Below are 26073 nucleotides of genomic sequence, written 5' to 3' on the forward strand. Positions count from 1 at the left end.
TAACTATTAACCGCGGCACGAGCCGGGCAGGTACTTAGCGGGGATGCCGTTCGATGCCGACGGGCCGCACTTCCAGCCGCCAACCACGGTACCGGTCGAGTACGCCGTCAAGGCGGCACCGGCGGCATCGGTCGGGGTCAGGTCGATGGTCTTGCCGTCGATGTTGGCCGTGTCGATGTTCTGGGCCTTGACAGTGATCACGCCGAGGTTGCTGGTGGAGACGGATGTCACGTACTTGGACGTAGACGTCGACGATTCGCAGCCCCATGCATTGGGGGCAGGTGCGGTCGTCAGCGAACCGGTCTGATACACCTCAGAGATCGTGGTGCGGCAAGCCGAAGCAGCCAACACGACTTCCGACAGCTTGGCGCGCTTGGTGTAGTCCTGATATGCCGGCAGGGCCACAGCGGCCAAGATGCCGATAATCGCGACCACGATCATCAATTCGATCAGGGTAAAGCCCTGTTGCAGTTGACGCTTCATTGAAAAACTCCAGAGTGTTAAGGGAAAAGGACAGTCAGGCAAAAAAGCGACGCCTGGCCTGGACTAGCAGCAATCTACGTGCCAGCACAAGTTGCCGTGAAAAACTTCCGGTTACCCCGGAATCTCCCTGCGGCACCTGCCAAAACTCGTCCATTGCCGCGGCAGAGTGACAAATATGTTCGCGAACGTGTCACTTGATGCAGACCGAGCGGACCATCTTCAGGTCAGTCAGGCCCATCATGACCTTTTCCATGCCGTCCATCTTCAGGGTGCGCATGCCGCCTTCAACGGCCGAGGCGAAGAGTTCGGCAACCCTCGCGCGCTCCTGGATCAGGCGCTTGGTCGGGTCGTCTGCCACGAGTAATTCGTGCAGGCCGATACGGCCCTTGTAGCCGGACTTGTTGCACTTCTCGCAGCCCTTGGCCTTGTAGAACTTCAGGCGCCCATCATGGCCGTAAAGCTTGACCCAGCTCTCGTACAGTTTCTTCGCCTCACCCGCGTAGTCGGCCTTCCAGGCGGCTGAGTGACGCAGCTCTTCCGCGTATTCGGTGACGAACAGCTTGATTTCGTCCTGCTCGGGGAAGTATTCGTCCTTGCAGTCGCACAGCTTCTTGGCCAGGCGCTGCGCAAGGATGCCCAGCAGCGCGTCCGCAAAATTGAACGGGTCCATGCCCATGTCGAGCAGACGGATGATCGATTCAGGCGCGGAATTGGTGTGCAGCGTGGAGAACACCAGGTGGCCCGTGAGTGAGGCCTCAACGCCCATCGACACGGTTTCCTTGTCGCGCGACTCGCCGACCATGATGATGTCCGGGTCGGCCCGCAGGAATGCCCGCATCACGAGCGCAAAGTCGATGCCGGCCTTGCGGTTGATCTGCACCTGGCGCAAGCCCTTTTGCGTGATTTCGACCGGGTCCTCGGCTGTCCAGATCTTGGTGTCCGGCGTGTTGAGGAATTTCAGGATGGAGTGCAGCGTTGTCGTCTTGCCCGAACCGGTCGGGCCGCAGACGTAGAACAGGCCATAGGGCTTGCTCACTGTCTTTTCGAGCCGCTCCTTGTTGTGCGGCGTGAGGCCCAGTTTTTCGAGCGGGATCGGCTCGCCCGCGGCCAGGATACGCATCACGACGTCTTCGACGCCGCCGGCCGACGGAATGGTGGCGACGCGCAGCTCGATGTCGAGCGGCCCGAACTTCTTGAACTTGATCTTGCCGTCTTGCGGCTTGCGCTTTTCGGAAATGTCGAGGTCGCACATGATCTTCAGGCGCGTGATCATGGCCTGGCGGAAGTGCGACGGCACTTCGATGTAGGGCTGCAAGCTGCCGTCGATGCGGAAGCGGATGCCGGTCTTCTGCTTGCCCGGCAGCGGCTCGATGTGGATGTCCGACACCTTCTGGTTATATGCGTCGACGATGACCTTGTTGACGAACTTCACAAGTTCGTTGTCGGCGGCAGCGGAGACATCGACGCCGTCTTCGGCCTCGTCGTCGCCGGAAGGCGCAGACAGATCGGCGAGCAGTTCGTCGATCGACGCGCCGCCTTCATCAGCGCCCCACAGCTGCGCGAGCGTCTCCTCGAACTCAGTCTGCGTCGTGACGCGATACGAGAATTTGGAAATACGCGGGAACACCTGCGGCACGATGCGCGAGCCACGCACGGCTTCAGGGTCCATGCACATGACGAGCAGGCCCTCTGGCGTTTCCTCGAGCGGGATCCAGCCCTGCTCCTCGACGAAATCGCGCTTGAGCGCGCCATGGATCATCTCGATGCGCACGCGCCCTTTGTTCATCGGCTCGTAGGGCACACCAAAGAACTTGGCAAGCGACGGGCCAATTTGCGCAGGCCGGATCTGGTAGTCGGCCATCAGCAGGTGTTCGACCGGCTTGGCTTCTTCGCGGGCCTTGGCGATGCACTGCTGCAATTCGGCAGCGCTGAGCACGCCGTCTGACACCAGGCCGTCGTACTTGGTCGCGCGGCGGCGCTGGCCGTCCTCGGCCTTCTGCATGCGCTGGCGGATCGCCGTTGCAAGCGTTTTGCACAGCTGCGTCGCGCCTTCGACTTCGAGCTCGCCGAATGGCTGGTCGCTCTTGTTGTTGATGACCTGCAAGACGCCGTGCAGCACATCGCCATCCAGGATCGGCACGACCATCATCTGCTTGGTGCGATAGCCCGAGCGCTTGTCGACTTCCTTGGCTGTTGCGAAGCTCAGTGCCGGGTTGATGCGCTTGAGCGCGTCTTCGTCGTACACGTCGACGATGTTCAGCATCTGCTTCTTGAGTGCCGCGTAGCCCGCCATGCTCTGCGTGCTGATCGGCAGCTTCAGGTCTTTACTGGTGTTCAGGCCCGTCTTGAGTTTGGAGACGATCGCCGTGCGGTCTTCATTGACGGCGTACACCGTGAGCCGGTCGGCATTGAAGAGCTTGCAGATGTCCTGGCTGGCTTCCAGGATGATCTGGTCGATGTTCTCGGTCTCGTGGATCTTCGTCGTGACCTGCTGGAGCTGACGAAAGAAGAGCGCTTCGAACGAGACCCCCCGCTTGTCAGGCGGGAGCATCTGCGAATCGAAGAACGCCTGGTCGCTGTCCTTTTGCTCAGGTTTTAGAACGGCGTTCATAGAATTAACCCCCACGCTTGAAGCTGCGCTCCTGCGCTGCCCCCCAAGGGGGCGTTCACGCCTAAGGGCGGCCTGTCGGCGTTCATAAATCAAACTCCTGTCCGGCACGTAGCCAGCGGATATCGTGCGTGACGTTGGGCCCGAACGGCTGCGTCTGGTCGAACTTCTGGATCTCGGCCATGATCAGCTCGGTCTCGGCGGGCTTGGTATGCGTGATGTAGATCGGGAACGACTTGCTCTTGTCGATGCAGTCGAGCTCCTCGGCCAACGCCATGGGTGACAGGTGCAGGCTGCGGCGCGCGAGGTCTTTCTCGCGATTGGAAAACGCGGTCTCGATGATGAGCGCGGCGACATTCATGGAATTGATTCGACGCCAAAAGGCGGGGTTTCGTTCCGTATCGCCCGTGAAGATCCAGCAGCCCTTGCCGGAGGTGATCGCAAAACCGACGGCCGGTACTGTGTGCACGGCCGGCAGGACTTCGATGCGCTTGCCCGTGATGTCGAGCGTTTGCCCCACCTGGATTTCGTGAAAGCTGATGAAGGGCGCTTCAGGTGTGGGGATGCGGCTGAAGTCCGGCCAGATGACATTGTTGAAGATGTGCTGCTTGACGGCCGCGATCGTGCCGGGCAATGCATGGACCTTGACGGGCTTGGTCAGCGACGATGCGATCGAGTCGATCATCAGCGGCAGCGCCGCCACGTGATCAAGGTGCGAGTGCGTGAGCAGGACATGCTCGATGCCCTTCATCTCCTGCAACGTGAGGTCACCAACGCCGGTGCCTGCATCGACCAGCACGTCGCCGTCGATCAGGAAAGACGTCGTGCGACAGTCTTTCGCAATCGCACCGGAACAGCCGAGGACACGGACCTTCATCTCAGCCTCCGCAAACCCGCACCACGAAGGCTGAAGCCTCCATGGACGGTAGCGGGCAAAGCGAGCAAGACAGCCCCATCTGTTCCTTTACTTGGTCTCGAAGTTGGTAGCCCCGTCCCAGCTGGGATCGAAGGGCAACAATCTCATTGAGGCTACACGGTCGGAATATAGCTCGTAAAGGTACTTTTTGGCATTCATCCGCTGCAGGTTCAGCATGATCACGTCGCACTGATCCCAGTCCTGAGCGCGATACGCCTTCAGGAAAGATGCCCACGTTTTCAGCTCGTCGAGGTAGGGTTTTTCAAGGCGATCAGCCGGCGCAACGGGCCAGAAAATCGCCACGGCCTGCTCCTTGCCCTTGACGCGAACGCGGTCGAGTTCCTGCCACGCAAATTCAGGCGCCATCTTGCGGGTGCTCTCACTGACGACAATATCGACACCGTACACCTTGGACAGCCCCTCCAGGCGCGAGCCCAGATTCACGGCATCGCCAATCACTGTGTACGCGCGGCGAATGTCAGAGCCCATGTCGCCCACCGACATGTTGCCCGTGTTCAGGCCAATACCCACGCCAATCTCGGGCTGGCCTTTTGCGCGGTACTCCTCGTTGATCTTGCGTACCGCATTCGCCATTTCCAGCGCCGTCTTGGACGCGAGGTAGGCATGGTTCGGGATGTCGACAGGCGCGCCCCAGAACGCCATCACGCAGTCGCCCATGTACTTGTCGATCGTGCCCTTGTTGCCGCGGATCAGGTCGGTGAGGCGGTTGAACACGTCGTTCAAGAGCTGCTGCAGCTTGATCGGCTCCATCGTCTCGGACAACTTGGTGAAGCCGCGCATGTCGCAGAACATCACCGTCAGTTCCTTGCTCGTCGCCTCCATGCTGAAGTTGTTGGCGCCTTGCTTGACCATGACGTCAACCAGTTCAGGCGGCACATAGGTGCCGAACTTGCGAGCGAGTTCGCGCTTGCTGCGGCTTTCCACAAAATAGCCGTAACCCATGTTCAACGCGAAAGCGGTGGTGGCCATGACCAACGCGGCAGCCAATGGAAGCACCAGCCCTGCGCCGAGATAGGCCCACAGGTTCAGCGCGACGATCGCCGCGATCACCATGATGCTCAGGAGCACTGCGCGCTGCGCCGACACCAGCGGCAAGGCAAATGCCAGCAACAGCCCGGCGATCACGAGAATGGCGACGTCATAGCCGAGCGCGTAGTCCGGCTTGACCGGGATGCGGTTGTCGAGCATGCCCGAGATGAGATTGGCGTGCGTTTCGACCCCCGCGTAGTCGGCGCCCACAGGTGTGACCCGCAAGTCAAGCAGGCCTGGCGCCGTGGTGCCGACCAGAATGATCTTTCCCTTGAGGGTTTCAGGCGGCAGGCGCTTGGCAATGATGTCGGCGGCCGAGATGTATTTGAACGAGCCGCCCTTCACACCCCCGGGGCCGCGGAAGGGAACCAGTGTCGTCACCCCTTCGGCCACGGGAATGACCATCGCACCGCCCTGCTTCTGGCGCAGGCGGACGCTGTCGAGCCCCTGGTAGCTGCGCGCGACGAATCGCTCGGGCGGGAACACCGGCTCGACTACAGGCATGCCGGCCAGCATCCGGAACATCGCCAGCGACAACGACTCGTAGTACTTTTCCTGGTGCTCCGCCAGAAGCGGCACCGAGCGCACGACGCCGTCGCTGTCGAGCATCGGATTGAAGAAGCCTGCCACTGGCGCAGCCTTGGCAAACAGGTCCAGGTTGGAACCAAAGCCGTCCCAGCTCGTGAATTTGATGGGCCTGCCATTCAATGCCGACCGGTCCATGACCGGCTCCGGCAGCACGCCCGACTTGCGGCCATCGCGATCGCTGGTGAGGTAGTACCCCAGCACGACCGGCCGCTTGGTGAGCGCGCGCACGAACATCCCGTCGTAGTCGAGGTTCGCCTGCAGCTGGTTCACCTTTTCGCTGAAGCCGGGCTGGTCTTTCAGCTCGCCCTGCGCGAGCTGCCGCAGCCGCTTCAGGCCCGAGCTGTCATCCGCCTCGGCAAAAACGATGTCGAAGCCGACCAGCGCGGCCTTCTGGCGATCGAACAATTCATCGGTCAGGTCGGCCAGGTGGTTGCGGCTCCAGGGCCAGCGGCCTACTTCGGCCAGGCTTTTCTCATCGAGGTCGATGATGACGATACGGTCATCCAGCGTGCGCGGCATTGTGGCGCGAAGCCGCGCGTCGTAGATGACGTCGTCCAGGCGCTGGAGCACGCCAAGCGGAAGCACGCCCATGGCATGCAGCAACGCAAACACCAGCGGGATCAGCGTGACCGCAATGCGGGACCAATGTTTGGCAAGCACCTCCATATGTCCCCCAAACTCTCGCTAGTCTTTTTTTACGGGCCTACGTGACCCGGCAGCAGCTCGTCAGGCCTGCACGAACTGCATCTGTGTGCCTGCCAGTTCGAGCAGGTCCCCGTTCTTGAGCGTGACTGGTTCGGCGCCGATCGCCGCGCCATTGATCGTGGGCTTGTTCGAGCCTTCGACGTGTGCAACGACGAAACCGTGAGGGCGCTTGGTGATGGCTGCGACTGCGACGCCCGGCTTGCCGATGGTTGTCACGACCTTGACGAGGGGAACCTCGCGTCCGGCGGCTGCGCCTGACAGCACCTTGATCGTTGCATTGACGTGGCCGAGGTCTGCCGCCTGTGCGGCAGCCGGTGAGGCGCCCGCTGCAACGGGCGGGGGAGCGATGGGCGGCATCACGGCGCCGGCCTTGAGGATCATCGTCTTCTCGAAAGTGGGCCCGGCCACTTCATTGACGTACTTGATCTTGTACTTGCCGATTTCGACGGTGTCGCTGTTTTGCAGCAACTGCTTCTTGACGGCCTTGCCGTTGACGTACGTACCGTTGGTGCTGTTGAGGTCTTCGAGGTACACCTCGTTGCCCGTCATCTGCAGCACGGCGTGCTCGCCACTGACAGCGAGGTTATCGATCACGATGTCGTTGTAGGGCCTACGACCCAGCGTCGTACGGTCCTTGGTCAACTGCACTTCCTTGATGACAACACCGTCGATCGAAACGATCATTTTCGGCATGGCCGGCTCCTGTCTATATAACTTGTTCTAGGCGAACCTAATACCAAAGGCTATTTTCCCAGCATTCTGGAAATCAAGCCGCGCTTTTTCGTGTCGTTGCTTGCCTGCGCCAGCAGCACCGAGATGTTGTCCCGGCCGCCATTGGCGTTTGCCGCATCGATCAGCTGCGCAACCTTCTGCTCCAGCGTCGAGTCGTTGCCCAGTATCTTCGCTATCCCCTCATCATCCACCATGTCCGACAAACCATCCGAGCACATCAGGTAGATATCACCCGGGTCCACCCTGTGTTCGTTGACTTCCAGCAACACAGCATCCTCCACGCCCAGGGCGCGGGTGACGAGGTTCTTGTTGCTGGAGGTCGCGGCCTGCTCGGGCGTGATGAGCCCTGCGTCCATCTGCTCCTGAAGGAGCGAGTGGTCCTTGGTGACCTGCACGAACTCCGTGCCGCGCAGGCGGTAGCAGCGTGAATCGCCAATGTGACCCAGCAGGACTTTGCCATCCTGGAACACGCCCAGCACGAGCGTCGTGCCCATGCCGCTGTACTGCGGGTTCGAATTGGCGGCGTTGAAGATCGACCGATTCGCGTTGTCCACGCAAATCTCCATGGCCCGGCGCACTTCACGTGCATTGGCATGGCGTCCTGCCTGCATCAACCAGCGGCCGAGTTCGGATTTGATGAACGTTGTGGCCATGCCGCTGGCGATTTCGCCGGCGTTGTAGCCGCCCATGCCATCGGCGAGGACGCCTAGGCGCACGTTTTCTTCGAACGTGACCGAGTCTTCGTTGTTTTCTCGAGCCAAGCCCGGATCAGTGCGAATGCAGAACTCGTAATTCATAACTTACCGGGTCGAAGCTCAAGAGCCATTGCCGCTCCCGGAGGAGCCATTGCCGCTCCCGGAGGAGCCGTTACCGCTCCCGGAGGAGCCATTACCACTGCCTGGCGGTCGTTGGAATACATCGGTCTTCAGGAAGTCCGGATCTCCTCCACCCGATTTCTGGCCCGCATCATAGCCGGGCCTTGCTGCTTGCGGATGAGAATCGGCAACGCGAGGCGCTGCTGCGGCAGCAGGTGCCATGATGACCGTCTTGTCCGGATCGGCCGCTGCGGGCGCAGCGGCATTGATCATGCCGGGGCTGAAAGCCGCAGTCTTCTCCGAAGCGCGTGTATTCACTTCGTCGTCCGGGCGCATAACGACACCCTTGGCCTGCGCCTTGACAGCGGAGGTGCTCACGCCCTGCAGGTCGGCCTGCGCGGATCGCAGGTCGGCGGCGAACTGATCGCCGTCCTGGTAGCGCGTCTCGGGCCGCTTCGACAGGGCCAATGCCACGACGTTGGCGAGCTTCTCGGGGATCTCCTTGCGGATGATGCGGATGTCCGGCGCCTCTTCGTTGGCGATTTTGTACATCAACTCCGCCATTGAATCGCCACGGAACGGCAGGACGCCGGTGAGCATCTGGAACAGCATGACGCCAAGCGAATACAGGTCGGAGCGGCCATCCACCTTCTTGCCGGCGATCTGCTCAGGCGACATGAAGCTGGGCGTGCCAAGCACCAGGCCCGTCTTCGTCTTGCTCGAATCGGTGATGCGTGCAATGCCGAAGTCCGTCACCTTCACGGTGTCGCTTTCCATCTCGTACATGATGTTCGCGGGCTTGATGTCGCGGTGCACCACGTTCTGCCGGTGCGCGTATGCCAGCGCTTCGGCCACGCGCGCGACGATCGACAGCACCCTGGGCATCTCCAGCAACTGGCCGTCCTTGCACTGGTCGACCAGGTCCTTGCCCTTGAGGAATTCCATGGCGATGTAGGCCAGGTCATGTTCCTCGCCTGCGTCGAAGATCGTCACGATGTTCTGGTGCTGCAGCCGACCTGCCGTTTCTGCTTCGCGGAAGAACCGCTCGCGTGCATCGGCCAGTTCGTCGCCCTCGAACTCCTGGGACAGCGCCATCGTCTTGATGGCCACCACGCGGCCGATTTTCGGATCCTTGCCGAGGTACACGACGCCCATCGCACCCTTGCCCAGCTCTTTCTCAACCTGATAGCGGCCAAGCATCGGCTTCTCGACAGCGCCGCCATCGAGCAGCATCGTGCCACCGGGATGCGAGCTGCCGCCGCCCAGAATGACTGTCTCTGACAGGTTTTTCGCGCGATTGAGCTTGGATTCGAGGTCTTTGTATTTCTTGTTGTAGGCGGCCATGTGCTCATACACCGCCTGCGCCTTGTTGAACTGCCGCTTGCGCTCGAAGTCGAGTGCGAGGTTGTACAGGTTGTCCATGAGCGAGTCGCCCATCGGCACGCGGCTGAAGCGGTCGAACGCCATGTCCAGCTGGCCCTGCCCCTGCAGTGCCAGGCCCATCATGCGATTGGTTTCGGCCGACTCTTCGTCGGAGCGGACTTTGCCTGCCTCCGTGACCAGGAACCGCTTGGTGGTCACGGCAAGGTGCCCGATCACCAGCAAAGTCGCCGGAAACACCAGTTGCAACCACGTTGAGGCACCGGCCAGGAGCCCGAACTCGGTGCCCAGCAGCACGATGAAAAGTACGGCGGTGATGATGCCGGCCATGCCGGCTGACAGCCGCGGCAAGGCCGCGATGAGATACGCGGCAATGATCAGGAACACGGCAAATGTCGCCATGCCGCCCCAGCCAGGCTGCACGATGAAATGCTCGCTGAGAATGCTCGACGTGATGTGCGCGATCATTTCCACCGGCGTGACAGCGGCATAGCCCGGCACTGGGGACTGCACACCGACGCCAGCGGCCGTGGCGCCAATCAGCACGATCTTGTCGGCGTACTTCGTTGCGGGGATCTTGCCGCTCAGCACGTCATAGAACGAGTCGATGGCAAACGGCGGCTTGCCATCGCGGCCGCGATAGAACTGGGGAAGCATCTTGGCCGCTTCGTCGGTCTTGATTCGAAGCTTGCCGATCTGTACCGATTCGCCGGTGTTCAGCTTGATGTCGGCGGGCGTGAGGTTCAGGCTCTTGAGCGACGCAAGCAGGGCCAGCGACGGCACGGCATTGCCGTCGTAGTTCACCAGCAGTGGCTCGTTGCGCACCGAGCCATCGACATCGTTGAAGAGGTTCAGGTGCCCGATGCCCGCGGCCGCTTCGCCAATGGCGGGAATCGGCTGGGTGGTCCGCAGGGCAGGAATGGAAAAGCCGTTGGTTTCCCGAACCGTGCTCTTGAGCGCGTAGGGCGGCAGCGGCGTGTCGACTTTGCCCTGCGGCTCGCCAAGCTGGAACACGGACGGAATCACAACGTTGCCGGCCTTGCCCATGCTGGCCGCGAGCTGTGCATCCGTGTCGAGCGTTTTCTCGGCTTCGGTGATTGTCTTGCTCAGTGTCTCTGCAATTCCGCCCTGGCCTTCAGGCACCGGTCCGAGCGCTTCTTTGAGCTTGCGAATGAAGACCAGGCCGCGGTCGGTTTGTGGCTCGAAGAAGAAGGTGGTGTTGACGATCGTCTTGGCCTTGGCAGCCGAGAGCTTGTTGATCATGTCGGCATGCACGTCGCGAGGCCACGGCCAGCGCCCGATATTGGCAATGCTCTGGTCATCGATGGCGATCACCGCGATGCGATCGGATGGGGTGCGCCCGCTGCTGGTGCTGCCATAGTCATAGAACCGGCGCTCAAGCGTCTGGATGGAATCGGTCGCGCGGTCGAAAGCGAACACCGCCAGCACCACGAGGACGGCGACAAACCAGTCAGTGCGCCAGAACTGGCCGCGCTTTGCCGATGAAGATGTGCTCACTACCTGCCCCTCGTCCAGACACCACGCCAAAAAAACGCCGTACAACTCCGCAGCATTCCGCCCCTGCCACGCCAGGAAGTGTGCAGGCCTCGCGGGCGACGTTAACAGACGCCCACTGAGCGGACAAGTGACTTTGTCACGTCGTGACTACGATTTGTTGCAAATGAGCACGACCCGCAGAGTGCATGCGCAGTGCGGCTCTCAGCCTGCTTCCGCGCTTTTGCCCGAGCGGGACTGCATAAACTTGCCCAGGCCGACAACGACGACAGCGCCGATTGCGGCGGCTGCATAAACCAGCCAGTGCCTGCCTTCAAGGAAGGGCACAAACACCGCATCGCTGGCGATCGTTTCGCCGCCTACCCAGCCGATGAGCGCTGCGCCGAGCACCACGATGACGGGGAAGCGCTCCATGAGCTTGATCATGAGCGTGCTACCGAAAATCACGAGAGGGATACTGATCGCCAGGCCGAGCACGAGCAGTGTCATGCTGCCTTTGGCCGCTGCCGCCACGGCAATGACGTTGTCCAGGCTCATGACCAGGTCGGCAATCAGGATCGTGCGGATCGCAGCCATCAGGCTGCCATGTTCCTTGGCTTCACCTTCGCCTTCGTCCTCGTCGCCGAGCAGCTGCATCCCGATCCACAACAGCAGCAAGCCGCCAACGATCTGGAGATAGGGCAGTGCCAGCAGTTCAACTGCGACCACTGTCAATGCAATCCGCATGACCACGGCAGCGCCCGAGCCCCAGAAGATGGCCATCTTCTGTTGATGCGGCTGCAGCGAACGGGCCGCCAGTGCGATGACGACTGCGTTGTCGCCTGACAGGATGATGTTGATCCAGATGATCTTGACCAGGCCAATCCAGAAGGCCGACGTCTGCAGCATGTCCATCGCGTTGTTCTCCGTTGTTATCTGACGCGGTCGACGCAACGCCGCGCAACTGGCGCGGCGTGGCGAATCTGGCAGTGTAGGGGCGACAGGCGCCGCCCAGCGTTCGTAATTGTGCTTACGGACGCCGCACCGGCGCCAGCCAGGCGCAAGCCTAGATCAGCGCCTTCAGCAGCTTGGCCATCTCGGACGGATTGCGCGTGACCTTGAAGCCGCACTCTTCCATGATGGCCAGCTTGGCGTCGGCCGTGTCGGCACCGCCGGAGATCAGGGCGCCTGCATGCCCCATTCGCTTGCCAGCTGGCGCAGTCACACCAGCGATGAAGCCGACGATCGGCTTCTTCATGTTGGCCTTGCACCAGCGAGCCGCTTCGGCTTCGTCGGGGCCGCCGATTTCGCCAATCATGATGACGGCATCGGTGTCCGGGTCGTCGTTGAACGCCTTCATCACGTCGATGTGCTTGAGGCCGTTGATCGGATCGCCGCCGATACCGACCGCGCTCGACTGGCCCAGGCCAATCTCGGTGAGCTGCGCGACAGCTTCATAGGTGAGCGTGCCCGAGCGCGAGACAACGCCGATGCGCCCCTTGCGGTGGATGTGGCCCGGCATGATGCCGATCTTGATTTCTTCCGGCGTGATCAGGCCGGGGCAGTTGGGGCCGAGCAAAAGCGTCTTCTTGCCCGTGGCAGCTTCGCGTGCCTTCATCTTGTTGCGCACTTCGAGCATGTCGCGCACCGGGATGCCTTCCGTGATGCAGATGGCCAGGTCCAGCTCGGCCTCCACGGCTTCCCAGATGGCAGCCGCCGCGCCCGCTGGCGGCACATAAATCACCGACACCGTCGCGCCGGTTTGCGACTTGGCTTCCTGCACCGACGCAAAGATCGGGATATCGAAAATCTTCTCGCCCGCCTTCTTGGGGTTCACGCCGGCGACGAAGCAGTTCTTGCCGTTGGCGTATTCCTGGCATTTTTCCGTGTGGAACTGGCCCGTCTTGCCGGTGATGCCTTGCGTGATGACACGCGTGTCTTTATTGATATAGATCGACATGGTGGTTCCTGGTCCTAAGCCGCTTTGACTGCAGCAACAACCTTCTGCGCTGCTTCGGCCATGGTGTCGGCGCTGATGATCGGCAGGCCTGAATCGGCAAGCATCTTCTTGCCCAGCTCTTCGTTGGTGCCCTTCATGCGCACGACGAGCGGAACGTTCAGGTTCGTCGCCTTGCAGGCCGTGATCACGCCCGTGGCGATGGTGTCGCACTTCATGATGCCGCCGAAGATGTTGACCATGATGGCCTTGACCTTCGGGTTCTTCAGCATGATCTTGAAAGCTTCAGTGACCTTCTCCGGCGTGGCACCACCGCCGACGTCCAGGAAGTTCGCCGGCTCTGCGCCGTACAGCTTGATCGTGTCCATGGTCGCCATGGCCAGGCCAGCGCCATTGACGAGGCAGCCGATGTTGCCGTCCAGGCTGATGTACGCCAGGTCGAACTTGCTGGCTTCGATTTCGGCAGGGTCTTCCTCGTCGAGGTCGCGCAGAGCAACGATCTCGGGATGGCGGAACAGCGCATTGGGGTCGAAGTTGAACTTCGCGTCCAGTGCCTTGATGTTGCCGTTGCCTTCCAGGATGAGCGGGTTGATTTCGACCAGGCTCGCGTCGGTCTCCATGTAGACCTTGTAGAGCTTCTTGAGCACATCGACGGCCTGCGCCGTCGAGGCAGCCGGCACGCCGATGCCGTCGGCCAGTTGCTTGCCCTGTTCGTCGGTCATGCCCGCGAGCGGGTCAACAAAGACCTTGATGATCTTCTCGGGCGTGTCGTGCGCGACTTGCTCGATATCCATGCCGCCTTCGCTCGACGCCATGAAGGCGACCTTCTGCGAGGCGCGGTCGGTGACGACCGACACGTAATATTCTTTCTTGATGTCCGCGCCGTCTTCGATGAGGAGGCGACGGACTTTCTGGCCCATCGGACCCGTCTGGTGCGTGACGAGCTGCATGCCGAGAATTTCGCCGGCGAGCTTCTTCACCTCGTCGATAGAGCGGGCGAGCTTGACGCCGCCGCCCTTGCCGCGTCCGCCGGCATGGATCTGGGCCTTCACAACCCAGACTGGCCCACCCAGCTTTTGCGCGGCTTCGACCGCTTCCTGCACTGTGAACGCCGGAATGCCACGAGGCACCGGCACGCCAAAATTGCGCAAGATGTCCTTGCCTTGGTACTCGTGAATCTTCATCAGGCTTCTCTCGAGGAACGGGTTGGAACCGGCAGGCTGCACGCCGACGGTGCGCCCTCAGGGGGCAGCGATGAACTGTATCATGCTGCAACGCACCAAAATTGCGTCTGCCTTACAGTGGCAGTTGCACTTTCTCGACAGGAAAAGAGATGCCCAAGGTCTTCATCGACGGCGAGGCCGGCACCACCGGCCTCCAAATTCGCGAGCGGCTCGCCAGGATGCCGCACATCGAGCTCGTGAGCATTGCGCCCGAGCTTCGAAAGGATGCCGCCGCCAAGCGAGACCTGATGGCCACCGTGGACCTGGTGATCCTGTGCCTGCATGACGACGCAGCGCGCGAGTCGGCCGCAATGATTGACGAGATCGAGCGCACCACGGGCCGCGGCCCGCGCATCATCGACGCATCCACCGCCCACCGCACCGCCGACAACTGGGTCTTCGGATTTCCCGAACTCGCCCCGGGCCAGCGCGAAGCCGTTGCCAATGCCAAGCGCGTGAGCAACCCCGGCTGCTATGCAACGGGCGCGATCGCACTGCTGCGCCCGCTGGTCGATACCGGCATCGTGCCGAAAGACTATCCGCTCGTGCTGCCCGCAGTCAGCGGTTATTCCGGCGGCGGCCGCACCATGATCGAAGCGCATGAAGCAGGCACAGCCCCCGCCTATGAGGTGTACGCACTTGGCCTGATGCACAAGCATGTGCCGGAGATCATGAAGTACACCGGCCTCACGCGCAGGCCCATCTTTATCCCCGCCGTCGCGAACTACCGCCAGGGCATGCTGGTCGAGCTGCCGCTTCACCTCGACACATTGCCGGGCAAGCCCACCATTGCTGATCTGCATGCTGCACTTGCGAAGCACTACGCAGGCAGCGAATGGGTCACGGTGGAGCCGCCGACCGAAGGCGGCAAGCTCGATGCGCTCGCCCTCAACGACACGAACAAGATGGAGTTGCGCGTATTCGGCAACCAGGATTTCAGGCAGGCTGTTGCAGTGGCACGCCTTGATAACCTGGGCAAGGGTGCCAGCGGCGCCGCCGTGCAGAACATGTTGCTGATGCTGGGGCTTTAAGTCCCGCGCTCCAGCCCCTAGAGGTTCAGCCGGTCCGCCAGCTGCGCCTTCAGCCCTGGCATGACCGGCTCCCAGGCGCAGTCCGCCTCTTGGCGCATCAGCAATGCCGAGCGGTACCACGGGCTGTCGCTTCGGCCAACCAGCCAGCGCCAGTCAGGCACATGCGGCAGCAAGATCACGAGCGGCTTGCCCATGCCGCCTGCCAGGTGCGCCACGCTCGTGTCCACACTCACCACCACATCGACGCAGTCGACCAGCGCCGCTGTGTCATCGAACGACTGTAGCGATTCGCCCAGATGCACAACCCCGGCCCGCTGCAACGCAGGCAGGTCTCGATCACGCACTTCGCGCTGCAGGCTCACCAGCTCGCAACCATCGGGAATCCCCTGCAACAAGGTTGCCAGCGCCATCGACCGGTTGGCGTCATTCTTGTGCAGCGTGCCACCCGACCAGACGAGGCCGACGCGCGGCCCGGTGCGTTGCCCCAGACGCGCCTGCCACTGCGCACGTCGCGCAGGGTCGCTGCGCAGATAAGCGTCGGGTGCCGGGATGCTGTCCAACGTTGTGCCGAGCACCGCAGGCAGCCCGAGCAAGGGGCAATGCAGATCGAACGCCGGCAGGGCGCTACCGTCAGCAATCACTGTGCAGCCCGGATCGATACGCGCGCACAGCGTGACGATCGGTGCGGGCACGCGCAACACAACACGACCCGCCATCCGCACCAGCATCGGGATGAAGCGCACGAAATGCAGCGTGTCACCCAGCCCTTGCTCGGCATGGACCAGCAGCGTCTTGGCCGCAAGCGGCTCGCCCGTCCACTTCGGGTGTGTATGAGTGAACTGCGGCAGCGCATCGCGCATCACAGTGGCTTGCCAGCGCCACTCATATTCGCGCCATCCTTCGGCCATGCGGCCCAGCGTGAGCAGGGCCAGGCCTCGATTCCAGCGCAGCGTTGCGTCGTTGGGATCGTTGGCGAGCCCACGCTCGTAGAGTGCGAGCGCTGCGTCGAAGCGGCCCAGCCGCATGCTGGCTGTGCCCGCATCAGCAAGTGCATCAGCAAACCCGGGATGCTGTGACAGCACGCGCTCGCTTGCTGCCAGCGCCTCTTCATTGCGCCCAAGCTCCAGCAGGACTTTCGCCCGCCCATGATGCGCATCCGCCCAGTCAGGCTCGATGGCCAGCGCCGCGTCGATGCTGGCGAGCGCTTCGTCAAAACGTTCAAGGCCATGGAGCGCGCGACCACGTTCAAGTGCCGCGACTGCAAGTGTTGGCTGCAATTGCAGTGCACGTGAAAAACTGGCCTGCGCATCGTCCAAGCGGCCTTCTTGCGCTGCCACTTGCCCCATCAGGAAGTGGGCATCTGCCGAGTTCCCGTCCAGTGCGATCGATCGCTGCAAGCTCTGGCCCGCTGCGCCGGCGTCACCCATCGACAGCAGCCCGAAAGCGTGATTCAGCCAGGAAGTCGCGTCGGCTGGCGCGATCTCGCAGGCACGGGCGTAACAGGCCGTGGCTTCGGCCACGCGCCCCTCACTCAACAAGGCGTTGCCCTGCGAGCGCAACGCCGCTGCATCAACTGGTTGATTCACCGAAATGATTGTAGGCAGCGCAGGTCAATCGACTGCGACGCGCGCACGCTTGAGCACGCGCGCCACCACCTCGCCGCTAAAGCCGCGCGACACCAGAAACCGCACCTGCTTGGCGCGAGCCGCTGCATCTGCCGCCGGCTCGCCGAACCTGCGCTCCCAGATCTCGCACGCCCGCTCGAACTCTGTTGCCTGCAGCCCCGCAACAGCCTGCCGCACGAGGTCTTCGGCCAGCCCCTTGCCCTGCAGTTCCTGGCGGATGCGCATGGCACCCAGCTTGCCGGAGCGCCTGTGCACCACGGAGTCAGCGGCGCGCTGGTCGTCGATGAAGCCCTTGGCCTGCAGGTCGTCGAGCACCCGGCGCAGCTGGCCGGGCGCTTCTTCATGCGGTGCCAGCTTGCGCTCGAGCTCGGCGCGCGCGTATTCACGGCCTGACAACAGGCGCAGCGCGCGGCCCTTGAGGGAAAGCGGTGGACGCGGCCCCATCGGCCTTTACTTCGCCTTGGCTTCAGCCTTGGTGTCGGCCTTGGGTTCCCCCGATTCCACGTCTGCGGGCAGCAGCGGAATACCCAGCTCTTCGCGCACCTTGTTTTCGATTTCGCGGGCCAGCTCGGGGTTCTCGCGCAGGAATTCGCGCGCGTTGTCGCGGCCCTGGCCGATCTTCTCGCCGTTGTAGGCATACCAGGCGCCGGATTTTTCGAGAATGCGCGCGTTCACGCCCATGTCGATGATTTCGCCGTGGCGGCTGATGCCTTCGCCGAACAGGATGTCGAATTCCGCCGTCTTGAAGGGCGACGCCACCTTGTTCTTCACGACCTTGACCTTGGTTTCGTTGCCGATGGCCTCTTCGCCCTTCTTGATCGTGCCGGTGCGGCGGATGTCCAGGCGCACGGAGGCGTAGAACTTCAGCGCGTTGCCGCCGGTCGTCGTTTCGGGCGAGCCGAACATCACGCCGATCTTCATGCGGATCTGGTTGATGAAGATGACCATGCAGTTGGTCTTCTTGATGGTGGCGGTGAGCTTGCGCAGCGCCTGGCTCATCAGGCGCGCCTGCAGGCCGGGCAACGAGTCGCCCATTTCGCCTTCGATTTCGGCCTTGGGCGTGAGCGCGGCGACCGAGTCGACCACGATCAGGTCCACCGCGCCGGAGCGCACCAGGCTGTCAACGATTTCCAGCGCTTGCTCGCCCGTGTCGGGCTGGCTGATCAGCAGGTCGGACAGGTTCACGCCCAGCTTTTGCGCGTACTGCACATCCAGTGCGTGCTCCGCGTCGATGAAGGCGCACTGGCCGGCCTGGCGCTGCATCTCGGCGATGACTTGCAGCGTGAGCGTGGTCTTGCCCGACGATTCCGGGCCGTAGATTTCGATCACGCGGCCACGGGGCAGGCCGCCGACGCCCAGCGCGATGTCCAGGCCCAGCGAGCCGGTGGAGACAACCTGGATGTCCTCGAGCTTCTCGCCCTCGCCCAGCCGCATGATCGTGCCCTTGCCGAACTGCTTGTCGATCTGGGCGAGCGCTGCCTGCAGTGCCTTGGCCTTTTCGCTATCGCCACCAATGCGGGTACCCTTGACTTGAGCGTCCATGTTCGAAATCTCCTTGTGAATCAATGATCTATGTGCGCCTCATCCAGTGGTTGTTTAAACAGGCTGGATGCTTGACCAGTACTTTAACGCGGCTCATTACGGGAAGTAAACGTGTTTTTTCGTCAGTTTACCTTACGATATTCAGATGGCAAATCCCGAGATTCATGACGACGCGTGGCGCCTCACGCACCTGGGCCGGCTGCTCGGCCACGCGGCCCGCCGTTTCGACGCGCGCGTGCTGGAACTCATGGCCCACGACATCGACGTGCCGCTCGCGCTGGCCAACCTGGCCGCACGCGCGCAGGTGAGCGCAGCACACATCCACATTACCCGGCACGTGGCGATAGAGGGCACGCGCCTGACAGACCTTGCCCAGCGCGCCGGCATGACCAAGCAAGCCATGGGCGACCTGGTGGACCAGTGCGAAGCATGGGGCCTGGTCGTGCGCGAAGCAGACCCGCACGACAGCCGCGCGCGCCTCGTCAAGTTCACTGCAGCCGGCCTCGCGTGGCTGCAGGCCTTCAAGAGCGCGATCAAGCAGGCCGAAGACGAATTCCGCAGTGAAGTCGGCAAGGACGTGGCCACGGTGGTGGCGATTGGCCTTGAAGCCTACGCAGGCGTTGAAGGCGTGCGCGACGCGTAAGCGCGGGTGGCCTTGCACCTTCAGGTGCCTACAATGAAATCAACAATAAGGAGACAGCGATGCGGATTCTGATCGCCGAAGACGACCAGGTACTCGCCGACGGCCTGCTGCGCTCGCTGCGCGCTTCGGGCGCAGCCGTCGATCACGTCGCAAGCGGCACCGAGGCCGACGCAGCCCTGCTGACCAACAACGAATTCGACCTGCTCATTCTTGACCTGGGCCTGCCGAAGATGCACGGCCTGGAAGTGCTGCGCAAACTGCGAGGCCGCGGCTCCTCGCTGCCCGTGCTGATCCTCACTGCGGCCGACGCCATCGAAGAACGCGTGAAGGGCCTCGACTACGGCGCCGACGACTACATGGCCAAGCCGTTCAGCCTGCAAGAGCTCGAAGCGCGCGTGCGCGCCCTCACGCGGCGCGGCATGGGCGGCACCAGCAACACCATCAAGCACGGCCCGCTTGTGTACGACCAGGCGGGCCGCGTCGCCACCATCGACGGCAAGATGGTCGAGCTGTCGGCGCGCGAGCTGGGCCTGCTCGAAGTGCTGCTGCAACGCGCAGGCCGGCTCGTGAGCAAAGACCAGCTCGTCGAGCGCCTGTGCGAATGGGGCGAAGAGGTGAGCAACAACGCCATCGAGGTGTACATCCACCGCCTGCGCAAGAAGATCGAGAAAGGCCCGATCCGCATCGCCACCGTGCGCGGCCTGGGCTACTGCCTTGAGAAGATTGCAGGTTGAGCGTTGAGCGTGCGGCGTCAAGCGAAAGCCCACGAATGCATTCACGCCAAACCCCCAACGCTGAACGTCCAACCGCCCCATGAAGATTTTTCAGCGCGAGCAGCGTTCGCTCTTCGGCGAGATCCTCGACTGGATGCTCACGCCTTTGCTGCTGCTGTGGCCGGTGAGCCTGGCGCTCACGTGGCTGGTCGCGCAAAGCATCGCCGGCAAGCCGTTTGATCGCGCGCTGGAATACAACGTGCAGGCACTGGCGCAGCTCGTCACGGTGCACCAGCAGCGAGTGACGTTCAACCTGCCACAACCGGCGCGCGAGATCCTGCGCGCTGACGACTCCGACCAGGTCTATTACCAGGTGCTCGGCCCCCGCAGCGAATTCCTGTCGGGCGAGCGCGACTTTCCGCGGCCGCCGGACGAAGAGCAGCCGCGCGTCGGCGAAGTACGGCTTCGCGACGACGAGATGCGCGGACTCGACGTGCGCGTGGCCTACACCTGGGTCAAGCTCGACGTCGCAGGCGCGCCGTCGCTCGTGCAAGTGGCTGAAACGCGCGAGAAGCGCTCCGTGCTCGCCACGGAAATCATCAAGGGCGTGATGCTGCCCCAGTTCGTGATCCTGCCGCTGGCGGTGCTGCTGGTGTGGCTCGCGCTGGTGCGTGGCATCAAGCCGCTGTCGCAACTCGAAGAGCGCATTCGGGCGCGCAAGCCCGACGATCTCTCACCGCTGGACGACAAGGCGGTGCCGCTCGAAGTTGCGCCGCTCGTGTCATCAGTGAACGACCTGCTCACGCGCCTGAAAGACTCGATCGCGACACAAAAGCGCTTCCTCGCCGACGCGGCGCACCAGCTGAAAACCCCACTCGCGGGTCTGCGCATGCAGGCCGACCTGGCGCAGCGCGAAGGCTTCAACGAAGAGGACCTGAAGCAGTCGCTCAAGCAGATCGGCCGCTCGAGCATTCGTGCGACGCACACGGTCAACCAGCTGCTCGCACTGGCGCGTGCTGAAAGCAGTGGCCAGCACATCGCGTTCCAGCCATGCGACGTGGCGCAGATCACCATGGAGGCCGTGCAGGACTTTGTTCCGCGCGCGATGGACAAACACATCGACCTGGGCTATGACGGCGCGCAGCCGCGCACAGAAGGCGTGACGCTGCAAGGCAACCCGACCCTGATCAAGGAAATGGTGCGCAACCTGCTGGACAACGCGCTGAGCTACACGCCGTCCAGCCCCGAGCATCCCGGCGTCATCACCGCACGCGTGCTCGCCGACCCGTTCGGCCACGTGCTGGTGCTGCAGGTGGAAGACTCAGGCCCCGGCATTCCCGAAGCCGAGCGCGAACTCGTGTTCCAGCCGTTCTACCGCGCACTCGGAACGAACGTCGATGGATCGGGGCTGGGCCTGCCCATCGTCCTGGAGATCGCGCGCCAGCACAACGCAGAAATCACGCTCGAAGATGCGCGGCCCGGCCAGGTGCCGCCCGGCACGCGCATGGTGGTGCGCTTCGTGGTGGACGCGGCCTAGGACTTGCAGGCGCGCAAAGCCTTGCCGGCAAGCGCCGTCTTCAAGTCTTCGAGCCTGGGCCGCAACTCGTCGTCGACGGCCGGCAGCTTGAGCAACTGGCCCTTGATCTCGCCGCGCTCTTGCACTACCTTGGCGGTGTGCACGCCGCGCTTGTTGAGAATGTCGAGCTGCCTGGTCGCCTCGGCCTGCGACGCATAGCCGCCCAGTGACACGCCAGGCTCCAGCGTGGCGTTCTGCAATGCTTCGAAGGGCACGCCCAGGCCGCGCAGCTCGGCCTTCTTCTTGGCCATCATTTCCACGTTCGGGTACTTGCCCATGTAGACGATCCAGCGCGGCGGCTCGACGCCCGCCTCGAATGTCCATACCGTGGCGGGCCACGCCTGGAGCTCCTGCTTGACTACCGCGATCTGCCGGTCGTCCAGCGGGCCGGCCATCAAGCACTCGGGGGGGCGGGGCGGCGGCGTGTTCTCGATGCGGCGCGCCTCGTCGGCGGATAGCAGGCGGATCGCCTCGGGCTTGATCTGTTGCGCCAGCCGCTGCGGCTCGGCTTGCTGTGCGGGCGCAATGCCCCAGTCGGCCAGAAAGCCGTGGGCCCACGCAAAGTAGGCCGCATTGGCAAGCATCAGGGCAAGGACCAGGAGTCGCAACATGGACAGTCAAATTTCCTGGGAACAGATCTTCGGCTCAGGCGACGGGCCGCACGCTCACCTCTGAGCTGGTGATAGCCTGCATGCCGCCCGCAGTATGCACCAGCAGTGCACCGCGCTCACTCGTGCCATGCGCCGTGCCTGTTGTGCCGTCGCTCAGGGTAACGTGCCGGTCGCGCAACGCATCGCGCGCGTCGAATCGCGCCTGGAAAGCAGCAAAGCCGGCTTGCTGGAATGCAAGCGCCGTTTGCACCAGCGGCAGCGCCACCCGTGCCAGCGCCTGCGGAGCGTCGATCCCCGGCAGCACTTCACGCAAATGGGCCGGCGGCGTCGAAAGCCCGTCAGCAGCGCGCCCGGCGATATTGATGCCCACGCCGATCACGGCGTAGCGCGGCGCGTCCCGCGATTGCGTGAAGCTGGCCGTCTCAATCAGGATGCCCGCCAGCTTGCGGTCAGCCAGCCACAAGTCGTTGGGCCACTTCAGGCGGATCGCAGGATGCAGGCTTTCTGCAAGGCTTGCACCCACCGCCAGCGACAAGCCCGACCAGTCAGCGGGCGCGAGTTCCAGGCCCAGTGAAAACGTCAGTGAGTCCCCGGCTGCGCTGTGCCAGTCACGCCCCAGCCGGCCGCGCCCTGCGGTTTGCTGTTCAGCGACAAGCAGCACCGGCTCGGTCTGCCCTGCGCGCGCGCGGCGCATCAGCTCGGTGTTGGTGGAGCCGATATGCGGAAGGACTTCGACCGTGAAACCGGGCAGCACCGGCGCAATCGCCTCCCAGAGCGCCTCGCCCTGCCAATTCATTGGCTACTTCTTCTTTTTCTTCTTGGGCTTGTCTTTGGGCGCGAGCAGCGTGCCACGGCACTTCTTGGCGCCGCACCAGCAGGGGTATTCGGCCAGGAGCTTCTTGGTGTACTTCGCGTCGATGATCAGGCCGTAGTCGTAGCTGAGCTCTTCGCCCGGCTCGATGTTGCGCAGCGCCTTGATGAAGACACGGCCGCCTTCCTCGTCGGCTTCGCAATTGGGCTTGCACGAATGGTTGATCCAGCGCGCCGAGTTGCCGCCCACAGCCGCATCGATCACGTGCTTTTTGTCGATGTGGAAGAAAAAAGTGTGATTGGGATCGGCCGGGTCGTGCGGATGGCGCTTTTGCGCCTGCTTCCAGGTGATGACTTCGCCGATGTATTCGATGATCGTCTCGCCCTCGGCGAGTGGGGCGATGGCAAATACCCCTTTGCCGTGCACGCCGGAGCGCCTGACCTGGATGCGAGTACCCTTGCGCCGCGCACCAGTTGCAGTTTCCAGCCCATCCGCAAGGGAACCTATCGCTGCTTTATCGCCCATGTCGAAAAACTCTGTTAATTTGAATGTGCACACATGCGCGCGTGCGTGCGCGTGAGGAACGGGGATTGTAGGGTCATGACCAAGACGTTAGTTATTGCAGAGAAACCATCGGTGGCGCAGGACATCGTCCGCGCCCTTGCGCCTGTTGCGGGCAAGTTCGACAAACACGACGAATACTTCGAGAGCGAGAAGTACGTTGTCACGAGTGCCGTGGGCCACCTCGTGGAGATCCAGGCGCCGGAGGAATTCGACGTCAAGCGCGGCAAGTGGAGCTTTGCCAACCTGCCCGTGATACCGCCGTACTTCGACCTGAAGCCGGTGGACAAGACCAAATCGCGCCTGAACGCCGTGATCAAGCTTGCCAAGCGCAAGGACGTCACGAGCATCATCAACGCATGCGACGCGGGCCGTGAAGGCGAGCTGATCTTCCGGCTGATCGAGCAGTTCGCGGGCTCCACGCGCGCAGGCAAATTCACGCCACTGGGCAAGCCCGTGAAGCGCTTGTGGTTGCAATCGATGACGCCGCAGGCCATACGTGAAGGTTTCGAGCAGTTGCGCTCCGACAAGCAAATGTCGGGCCTTGCCGATGCGGCGCGCTCGCGCTCGGAGGCCGACTGGCTGGTCGGCATCAACGGCACGCGCGCCATGACGGCGTTCAATTCGCGCGACGGCGGCTTCTTCCTGACCACCGTGGGCCGCGTGCAAACGCCAACGCTCGCCGTGGTGGTCGAGCGTGAAGAGCAGATTCGCAAGTTCGTCAGCCGCGACTACTGGGAAATCCACGCAACATTCCTGGCCGAGGCCGGCGAGTACCAGGCCAAGTGGTTCGACACAAAGTGGAAGAAGAACGCCGACGACGCTGAGCAGCGCGCCGACCGCCTCTGGAACGAGCGCGATGCGCTGGCCATCGCCGATGCGGTGCGCGGCAAGGCAGCGACCGTCACTGAAGAATCGAAGCCGACGACGCAAGCCTCGCCGATGCTGTTCGACTTGACCTCGCTGCAGCGCGAGGCCAACGGCCGCTTCGGCTTCTCTGCGAAGACCACGCTCGCGCTCGCGCAGAGCCTGTATGAGCGCCACAAGGCATTGACCTACCCGCGTACCGATTCGCGCCACCTGCCCGAAGACTATGTGGCCGTCGCGAAGAAGACGATGGAGACGCTGGCCACCAGCGGCATGAAGCACCTGGAGCCGTTTGCGAAGCAGGCGGTGAAAGAAAACTACGTCAAGCCAAGCAAGCGCATCTTCGACAACAGCAAGGTGTCGGATCACTTCGCGATCATCCCCACACTGCAGGCACCCACCGGCCTCTCGGATGCCGAGCAGCGGCTGTACGACCTGGTCGTCAAACGCTTTCTCTCGGTGTTCTTCCCCAGCGCCGAATTCATGGTCACCACGCGCATCACGCAGGCGGTTGGCCACAGCTTCATGACATCGGGCAAGGTGCTCGTCAAGCCGGGCTGGCTCGCCATCTGGGGCAAGGAAGCCGAAAGCGAGAAGACGGCGGACGAAGACAGCAAGACGCTCGTTGCCGTCAAGCCCGGCGAGATGGTGCGCGCCGAAGTTGTCGAAGCGCGCGGCCTGAAAACGCGGCCGCCCGCACGCTACTCCGAAGCGACGCTGCTCGGCGCGATGGAAGGCGCGGGCAAGATGGTCGAAGACGACGAACTGCGTGAGGCCATGCAGGAAAAAGGCCTGGGCACACCGGCCACACGCGCCGCGACCATCGAAGGCCTGATCAACGAGAAGTACATGTTCCGCGAAGGCCGCGAGCTCATCCCCACGGCCAAAGCATTCCAGCTGATGACGCTGCTGCGCGGCCTGGGCGTCGAAGAGCTTTCCAAGCCCGCGCTCACCGGCGAGTGGGAATACAAACTCTCGCAGATGGAGCACGGCAAGCTCTCGCGCGATGCGTTCATGCTCGAGATCGCAGAGATGACGAAGCACATCGTCAAGAAGGCCAAGGAATACGACCGCGACACGGTGCCCGGCGACTACGTGACGCTCGGCACGCCGTGCCCGAATTGCGGCGGCATCGTCAAGGAAAACTACCGCCGCTACACCTGCACCGGCAAGTCCGGCACGGGCGAAGACGCATGCGGCTTCTCGTTCGGCAAGACGCCTGCGGGCCGCACATTCGAGATTGCTGAAGTCGAGCAACTGCTGCGCGACAAGCAAGTCGGCCCGCTCGAAGGCTTCCGCTCCAAGGCAGGCTGGCCGTTCACGTCGGAAATCATTTTGAAGTTCAGCGACGAAGACAAGAACTGGAAACTTGAATTCGATTTCGGCGATGAGCAAGACCCGGCCGAGACAGGCGAGCTGATCGACTTCTCTGCGCAGGAGTCCCTTGGCGCGTGCCCGAAGTGCGGCGCACGCGTTTTCGAATTCGGCAAGAACTACGTCTGCGAAAAATCAGTGCCGACGGCTGCGCAGGCCACACCCAGCTGCGACTTCAAGACGGGCCAGGTCATCTTGCAGCAACCCGTAGCACGCGAGCAGATGCAAAAGCTGCTGGCCACCGGCAAGACCGACCTGCTCGACAAGTTCGTGTCGATGCGCACGCGCCGCGCCTTCAAGGCCTTCCTGGCCTACAACAAGGACGAAGGCAAAGTGACGTTCGAGTTCGAGCCGCGCACGAGCAAATTTCCGCCACGCAAAACGGCTGCTGGCAAAATGCCGGCGGCCAAAGTACCGGCAGCAAAATCCGCCGCCGGAAAAACAACCGCGAAACCCGCATCCAAGAAAGCATCTGTGAACCAAGCTGTACCCGCTAAAAAAGCCGCCGCACCCAAAGCCGCCAAAACGCCGAAGCCCGGCAACCTCGTGCCCAGCACCGAACTCGCCGCCGTGATCGGCACCGGCCCCTACGCCCGCACTGAAGTCATCAAGCTGCTGTGGGACTACATCAAGGCCAACGGCCTGCAGGACACGAAGGACAAGCGCTCAATCAACGCCGATGCCAAGCTGCTGCCCATCTTCGGCAAGCCGCAAGTCACGATGTTCGAGCTGGCGAAGGTGGTTGGCCCCCACCTGAAGTGATCTGAG

General features: G+C 62.7%; 21 protein-coding genes. 5 read left to right on the top strand and 16 right to left on the bottom strand.

Annotated features, from left to right (window positions below):
- Positions 1-6 precede the first annotated feature (6 nt).
- The 10 genes from GHT07_RS15135 to sucC form a co-directional block, all read right to left on the bottom strand.
- Positions 7-483, bottom strand: coding sequence for a pilin (locus tag GHT07_RS15135; RefSeq protein ID WP_153585936.1), 477 nt, complete (start codon positions 481-483; stop codon positions 7-9).
- Between the two features lie 190 nt (positions 484-673).
- Positions 674-3094 carry a GspE/PulE family protein gene (locus GHT07_RS15140; RefSeq protein ID WP_153585937.1) on the bottom strand — a complete coding sequence of 807 codons (2421 nt, stop codon included), beginning with the start codon at positions 3092-3094 and terminating at the stop codon, positions 674-676.
- Between the two features lie 82 nt (positions 3095-3176).
- Positions 3177-3968, bottom strand: a complete 792-nt coding sequence (locus GHT07_RS15145; protein WP_153585938.1) for a 3',5'-cyclic-nucleotide phosphodiesterase — start codon at positions 3966-3968, stop codon at positions 3177-3179.
- A gap of 87 nt (positions 3969-4055) precedes the next feature.
- Positions 4056-6311 (bottom strand): CHASE2 domain-containing protein, encoded by a 2256-nt coding sequence (locus tag GHT07_RS15150; protein ID WP_153585939.1) that lies wholly within the window; start codon positions 6309-6311, stop codon positions 4056-4058.
- Between the two features lie 60 nt (positions 6312-6371).
- On the bottom strand, positions 6372-7043 hold the full coding sequence (locus GHT07_RS15155; RefSeq protein WP_153585940.1) for an FHA domain-containing protein: 672 nt from the start codon (positions 7041-7043) through the stop codon (positions 6372-6374).
- 50 nt (positions 7044-7093) lie between these two features.
- Positions 7094-7879 carry a Stp1/IreP family PP2C-type Ser/Thr phosphatase gene (locus GHT07_RS15160; RefSeq protein ID WP_153585941.1) on the bottom strand — a complete coding sequence of 262 codons (786 nt, stop codon included), beginning with the start codon at positions 7877-7879 and terminating at the stop codon, positions 7094-7096.
- Between the two features lie 18 nt (positions 7880-7897).
- Positions 7898-10795 (bottom strand): CHASE2 domain-containing serine/threonine-protein kinase, encoded by a 2898-nt coding sequence (locus tag GHT07_RS15165; RefSeq protein ID WP_323740958.1) that lies wholly within the window; start codon positions 10793-10795, stop codon positions 7898-7900.
- A 201-nt stretch (positions 10796-10996) separates the two neighbouring features.
- Positions 10997-11686: a TerC family protein gene (locus tag GHT07_RS15170; protein ID WP_153585942.1), complete on the bottom strand. Its 690-nt coding sequence runs from the start codon at positions 11684-11686 to the stop codon at positions 10997-10999.
- A 151-nt stretch (positions 11687-11837) separates the two neighbouring features.
- Positions 11838-12731 (bottom strand): succinate--CoA ligase subunit alpha, encoded by an 894-nt coding sequence (gene sucD, locus GHT07_RS15175; protein ID WP_153585943.1) that lies wholly within the window; start codon positions 12729-12731, stop codon positions 11838-11840.
- A 14-nt stretch (positions 12732-12745) separates the two neighbouring features.
- Positions 12746-13912: an ADP-forming succinate--CoA ligase subunit beta gene (gene sucC / locus GHT07_RS15180; RefSeq protein WP_153585944.1), complete on the bottom strand. Its 1167-nt coding sequence runs from the start codon at positions 13910-13912 to the stop codon at positions 12746-12748.
- A gap of 149 nt (positions 13913-14061) precedes the next feature.
- On the opposite strand from sucC, the gene argC reads away from it, so the two are divergent.
- The gene (gene argC, locus GHT07_RS15185; RefSeq protein WP_153585945.1) at positions 14062-14982 is read left to right on the top strand and encodes an N-acetyl-gamma-glutamyl-phosphate reductase; all 921 of its coding nucleotides are present in this window, start codon (positions 14062-14064) and stop codon (positions 14980-14982) included.
- A gap of 17 nt (positions 14983-14999) precedes the next feature.
- Here the strand turns inward: argC and GHT07_RS15190 are convergent, their stop codons facing one another.
- The 3 genes from GHT07_RS15190 to recA are packed head-to-tail and all read right to left on the bottom strand — an operon-like array spanning position 15000 to position 18149.
- Positions 15000-16568, bottom strand: a complete 1569-nt coding sequence (locus GHT07_RS15190) for a tetratricopeptide repeat protein (protein WP_153585946.1) — start codon at positions 16566-16568, stop codon at positions 15000-15002.
- 24 nt (positions 16569-16592) lie between these two features.
- Positions 16593-17051 (bottom strand): recombination regulator RecX, encoded by a 459-nt coding sequence (gene recX, locus GHT07_RS15195; protein ID WP_153585947.1) that lies wholly within the window; start codon positions 17049-17051, stop codon positions 16593-16595.
- A 6-nt stretch (positions 17052-17057) separates the two neighbouring features.
- Complete coding sequence (gene recA / locus GHT07_RS15200) at positions 17058-18149, bottom strand: recombinase RecA (RefSeq protein WP_153585948.1); 1092 nt, start codon at positions 18147-18149, stop codon at positions 17058-17060.
- A 145-nt stretch (positions 18150-18294) separates the two neighbouring features.
- Between recA and GHT07_RS15205 the strand changes: the two genes are divergently transcribed.
- The 3 genes from GHT07_RS15205 (at position 18295) to GHT07_RS15215 (ending at position 21042) form a co-directional block, all read left to right on the top strand.
- Entirely contained in the window at positions 18295-18792 is a 498-nt protein-coding gene (locus GHT07_RS15205) for a MarR family winged helix-turn-helix transcriptional regulator (RefSeq protein ID WP_153585949.1), read from the top strand.
- Between the two features lie 59 nt (positions 18793-18851).
- Positions 18852-19526 carry a response regulator gene (locus GHT07_RS15210; RefSeq protein WP_153585950.1) on the top strand — a complete coding sequence of 225 codons (675 nt, stop codon included), beginning with the start codon at positions 18852-18854 and terminating at the stop codon, positions 19524-19526.
- A 79-nt stretch (positions 19527-19605) separates the two neighbouring features.
- Positions 19606-21042: a sensor histidine kinase gene (locus GHT07_RS15215; RefSeq protein ID WP_153585951.1), complete on the top strand. Its 1437-nt coding sequence runs from the start codon at positions 19606-19608 to the stop codon at positions 21040-21042.
- On the opposite strand, the gene GHT07_RS15220 is transcribed toward GHT07_RS15215, so the two are convergent.
- The 3 genes from GHT07_RS15220 to GHT07_RS15230 are packed head-to-tail and all read right to left on the bottom strand — an operon-like array spanning position 21039 to position 23028.
- Positions 21039-21692: an SPOR domain-containing protein gene (locus GHT07_RS15220; protein WP_153585952.1), complete on the bottom strand. Its 654-nt coding sequence runs from the start codon at positions 21690-21692 to the stop codon at positions 21039-21041. The genes GHT07_RS15215 and GHT07_RS15220 overlap by 4 nt on opposite strands.
- Positions 21693-21726: 34 nt before the next feature.
- Positions 21727-22488 (bottom strand): biotin--[acetyl-CoA-carboxylase] ligase, encoded by a 762-nt coding sequence (locus GHT07_RS15225; protein WP_153585953.1) that lies wholly within the window; start codon positions 22486-22488, stop codon positions 21727-21729.
- Between the two features lie 3 nt (positions 22489-22491).
- The gene (locus GHT07_RS15230) at positions 22492-23028 is read right to left on the bottom strand and encodes an SET domain-containing protein (protein ID WP_153585954.1); all 537 of its coding nucleotides are present in this window, start codon (positions 23026-23028) and stop codon (positions 22492-22494) included.
- A 75-nt stretch (positions 23029-23103) separates the two neighbouring features.
- Here GHT07_RS15230 and GHT07_RS15235 point away from each other — a divergent pair, with 75 nt between their 5' ends.
- Positions 23104-26067 (top strand): DNA topoisomerase III, encoded by a 2964-nt coding sequence (locus GHT07_RS15235; RefSeq protein WP_153585955.1) that lies wholly within the window; start codon positions 23104-23106, stop codon positions 26065-26067.
- Positions 26068-26073: the final 6 nt, after the last annotated feature.

This window comes from Caenimonas koreensis DSM 17982, from assembly GCF_009646335.1.
Classification (GTDB): domain Bacteria; phylum Pseudomonadota; class Gammaproteobacteria; order Burkholderiales; family Burkholderiaceae_C; genus Ramlibacter; species Ramlibacter koreensis.

What these genes read in the sequence shown, in the direction of transcription:
- GHT07_RS15205 (WP_153585949.1), top strand. Translation starts at nt 18,295, where the DNA reads ATGGCAAATCCCGAGATTCATGACGACGCGTGGCGCCTCACGCACCTG.
- GHT07_RS15170 (WP_153585942.1), bottom strand. Translation starts at nt 11,686, where the DNA reads ATGGACATGCTGCAGACGTCGGCCTTCTGGATTGGCCTGGTCAAGATC.
- recX (WP_153585947.1), bottom strand. Translation starts at nt 17,051, where the DNA reads ATGGGGCCGCGTCCACCGCTTTCCCTCAAGGGCCGCGCGCTGCGCCTG.
- GHT07_RS15220 (WP_153585952.1), bottom strand. Translation starts at nt 21,692, where the DNA reads ATGTTGCGACTCCTGGTCCTTGCCCTGATGCTTGCCAATGCGGCCTAC.
- GHT07_RS15210 (WP_153585950.1), top strand. Translation starts at nt 18,852, where the DNA reads ATGCGGATTCTGATCGCCGAAGACGACCAGGTACTCGCCGACGGCCTG.
- GHT07_RS15215 (WP_153585951.1), top strand. Translation starts at nt 19,606, where the DNA reads ATGAAGATTTTTCAGCGCGAGCAGCGTTCGCTCTTCGGCGAGATCCTC.
- recA (WP_153585948.1), bottom strand. Translation starts at nt 18,149, where the DNA reads ATGGACGCTCAAGTCAAGGGTACCCGCATTGGTGGCGATAGCGAAAAG.
- argC (WP_153585945.1), top strand. Translation starts at nt 14,062, where the DNA reads ATGCCCAAGGTCTTCATCGACGGCGAGGCCGGCACCACCGGCCTCCAA.
- GHT07_RS15155 (WP_153585940.1), bottom strand. Translation starts at nt 7,043, where the DNA reads ATGCCGAAAATGATCGTTTCGATCGACGGTGTTGTCATCAAGGAAGTG.
- GHT07_RS15135 (WP_153585936.1), bottom strand. Translation starts at nt 483, where the DNA reads ATGAAGCGTCAACTGCAACAGGGCTTTACCCTGATCGAATTGATGATC.
- GHT07_RS15160 (WP_153585941.1), bottom strand. Translation starts at nt 7,879, where the DNA reads ATGAATTACGAGTTCTGCATTCGCACTGATCCGGGCTTGGCTCGAGAA.
- sucC (WP_153585944.1), bottom strand. Translation starts at nt 13,912, where the DNA reads ATGAAGATTCACGAGTACCAAGGCAAGGACATCTTGCGCAATTTTGGC.
- GHT07_RS15140 (WP_153585937.1), bottom strand. Translation starts at nt 3,094, where the DNA reads ATGAACGCCGTTCTAAAACCTGAGCAAAAGGACAGCGACCAGGCGTTC.
- GHT07_RS15230 (WP_153585954.1), bottom strand. Translation starts at nt 23,028, where the DNA reads ATGGGCGATAAAGCAGCGATAGGTTCCCTTGCGGATGGGCTGGAAACT.
- GHT07_RS15235 (WP_153585955.1), top strand. Translation starts at nt 23,104, where the DNA reads ATGACCAAGACGTTAGTTATTGCAGAGAAACCATCGGTGGCGCAGGAC.
- GHT07_RS15150 (WP_153585939.1), bottom strand. Translation starts at nt 6,311, where the DNA reads ATGGAGGTGCTTGCCAAACATTGGTCCCGCATTGCGGTCACGCTGATC.
- sucD (WP_153585943.1), bottom strand. Translation starts at nt 12,731, where the DNA reads ATGTCGATCTATATCAATAAAGACACGCGTGTCATCACGCAAGGCATC.
- GHT07_RS15225 (WP_153585953.1), bottom strand. Translation starts at nt 22,488, where the DNA reads ATGAATTGGCAGGGCGAGGCGCTCTGGGAGGCGATTGCGCCGGTGCTG.
- GHT07_RS15145 (WP_153585938.1), bottom strand. Translation starts at nt 3,968, where the DNA reads ATGAAGGTCCGTGTCCTCGGCTGTTCCGGTGCGATTGCGAAAGACTGT.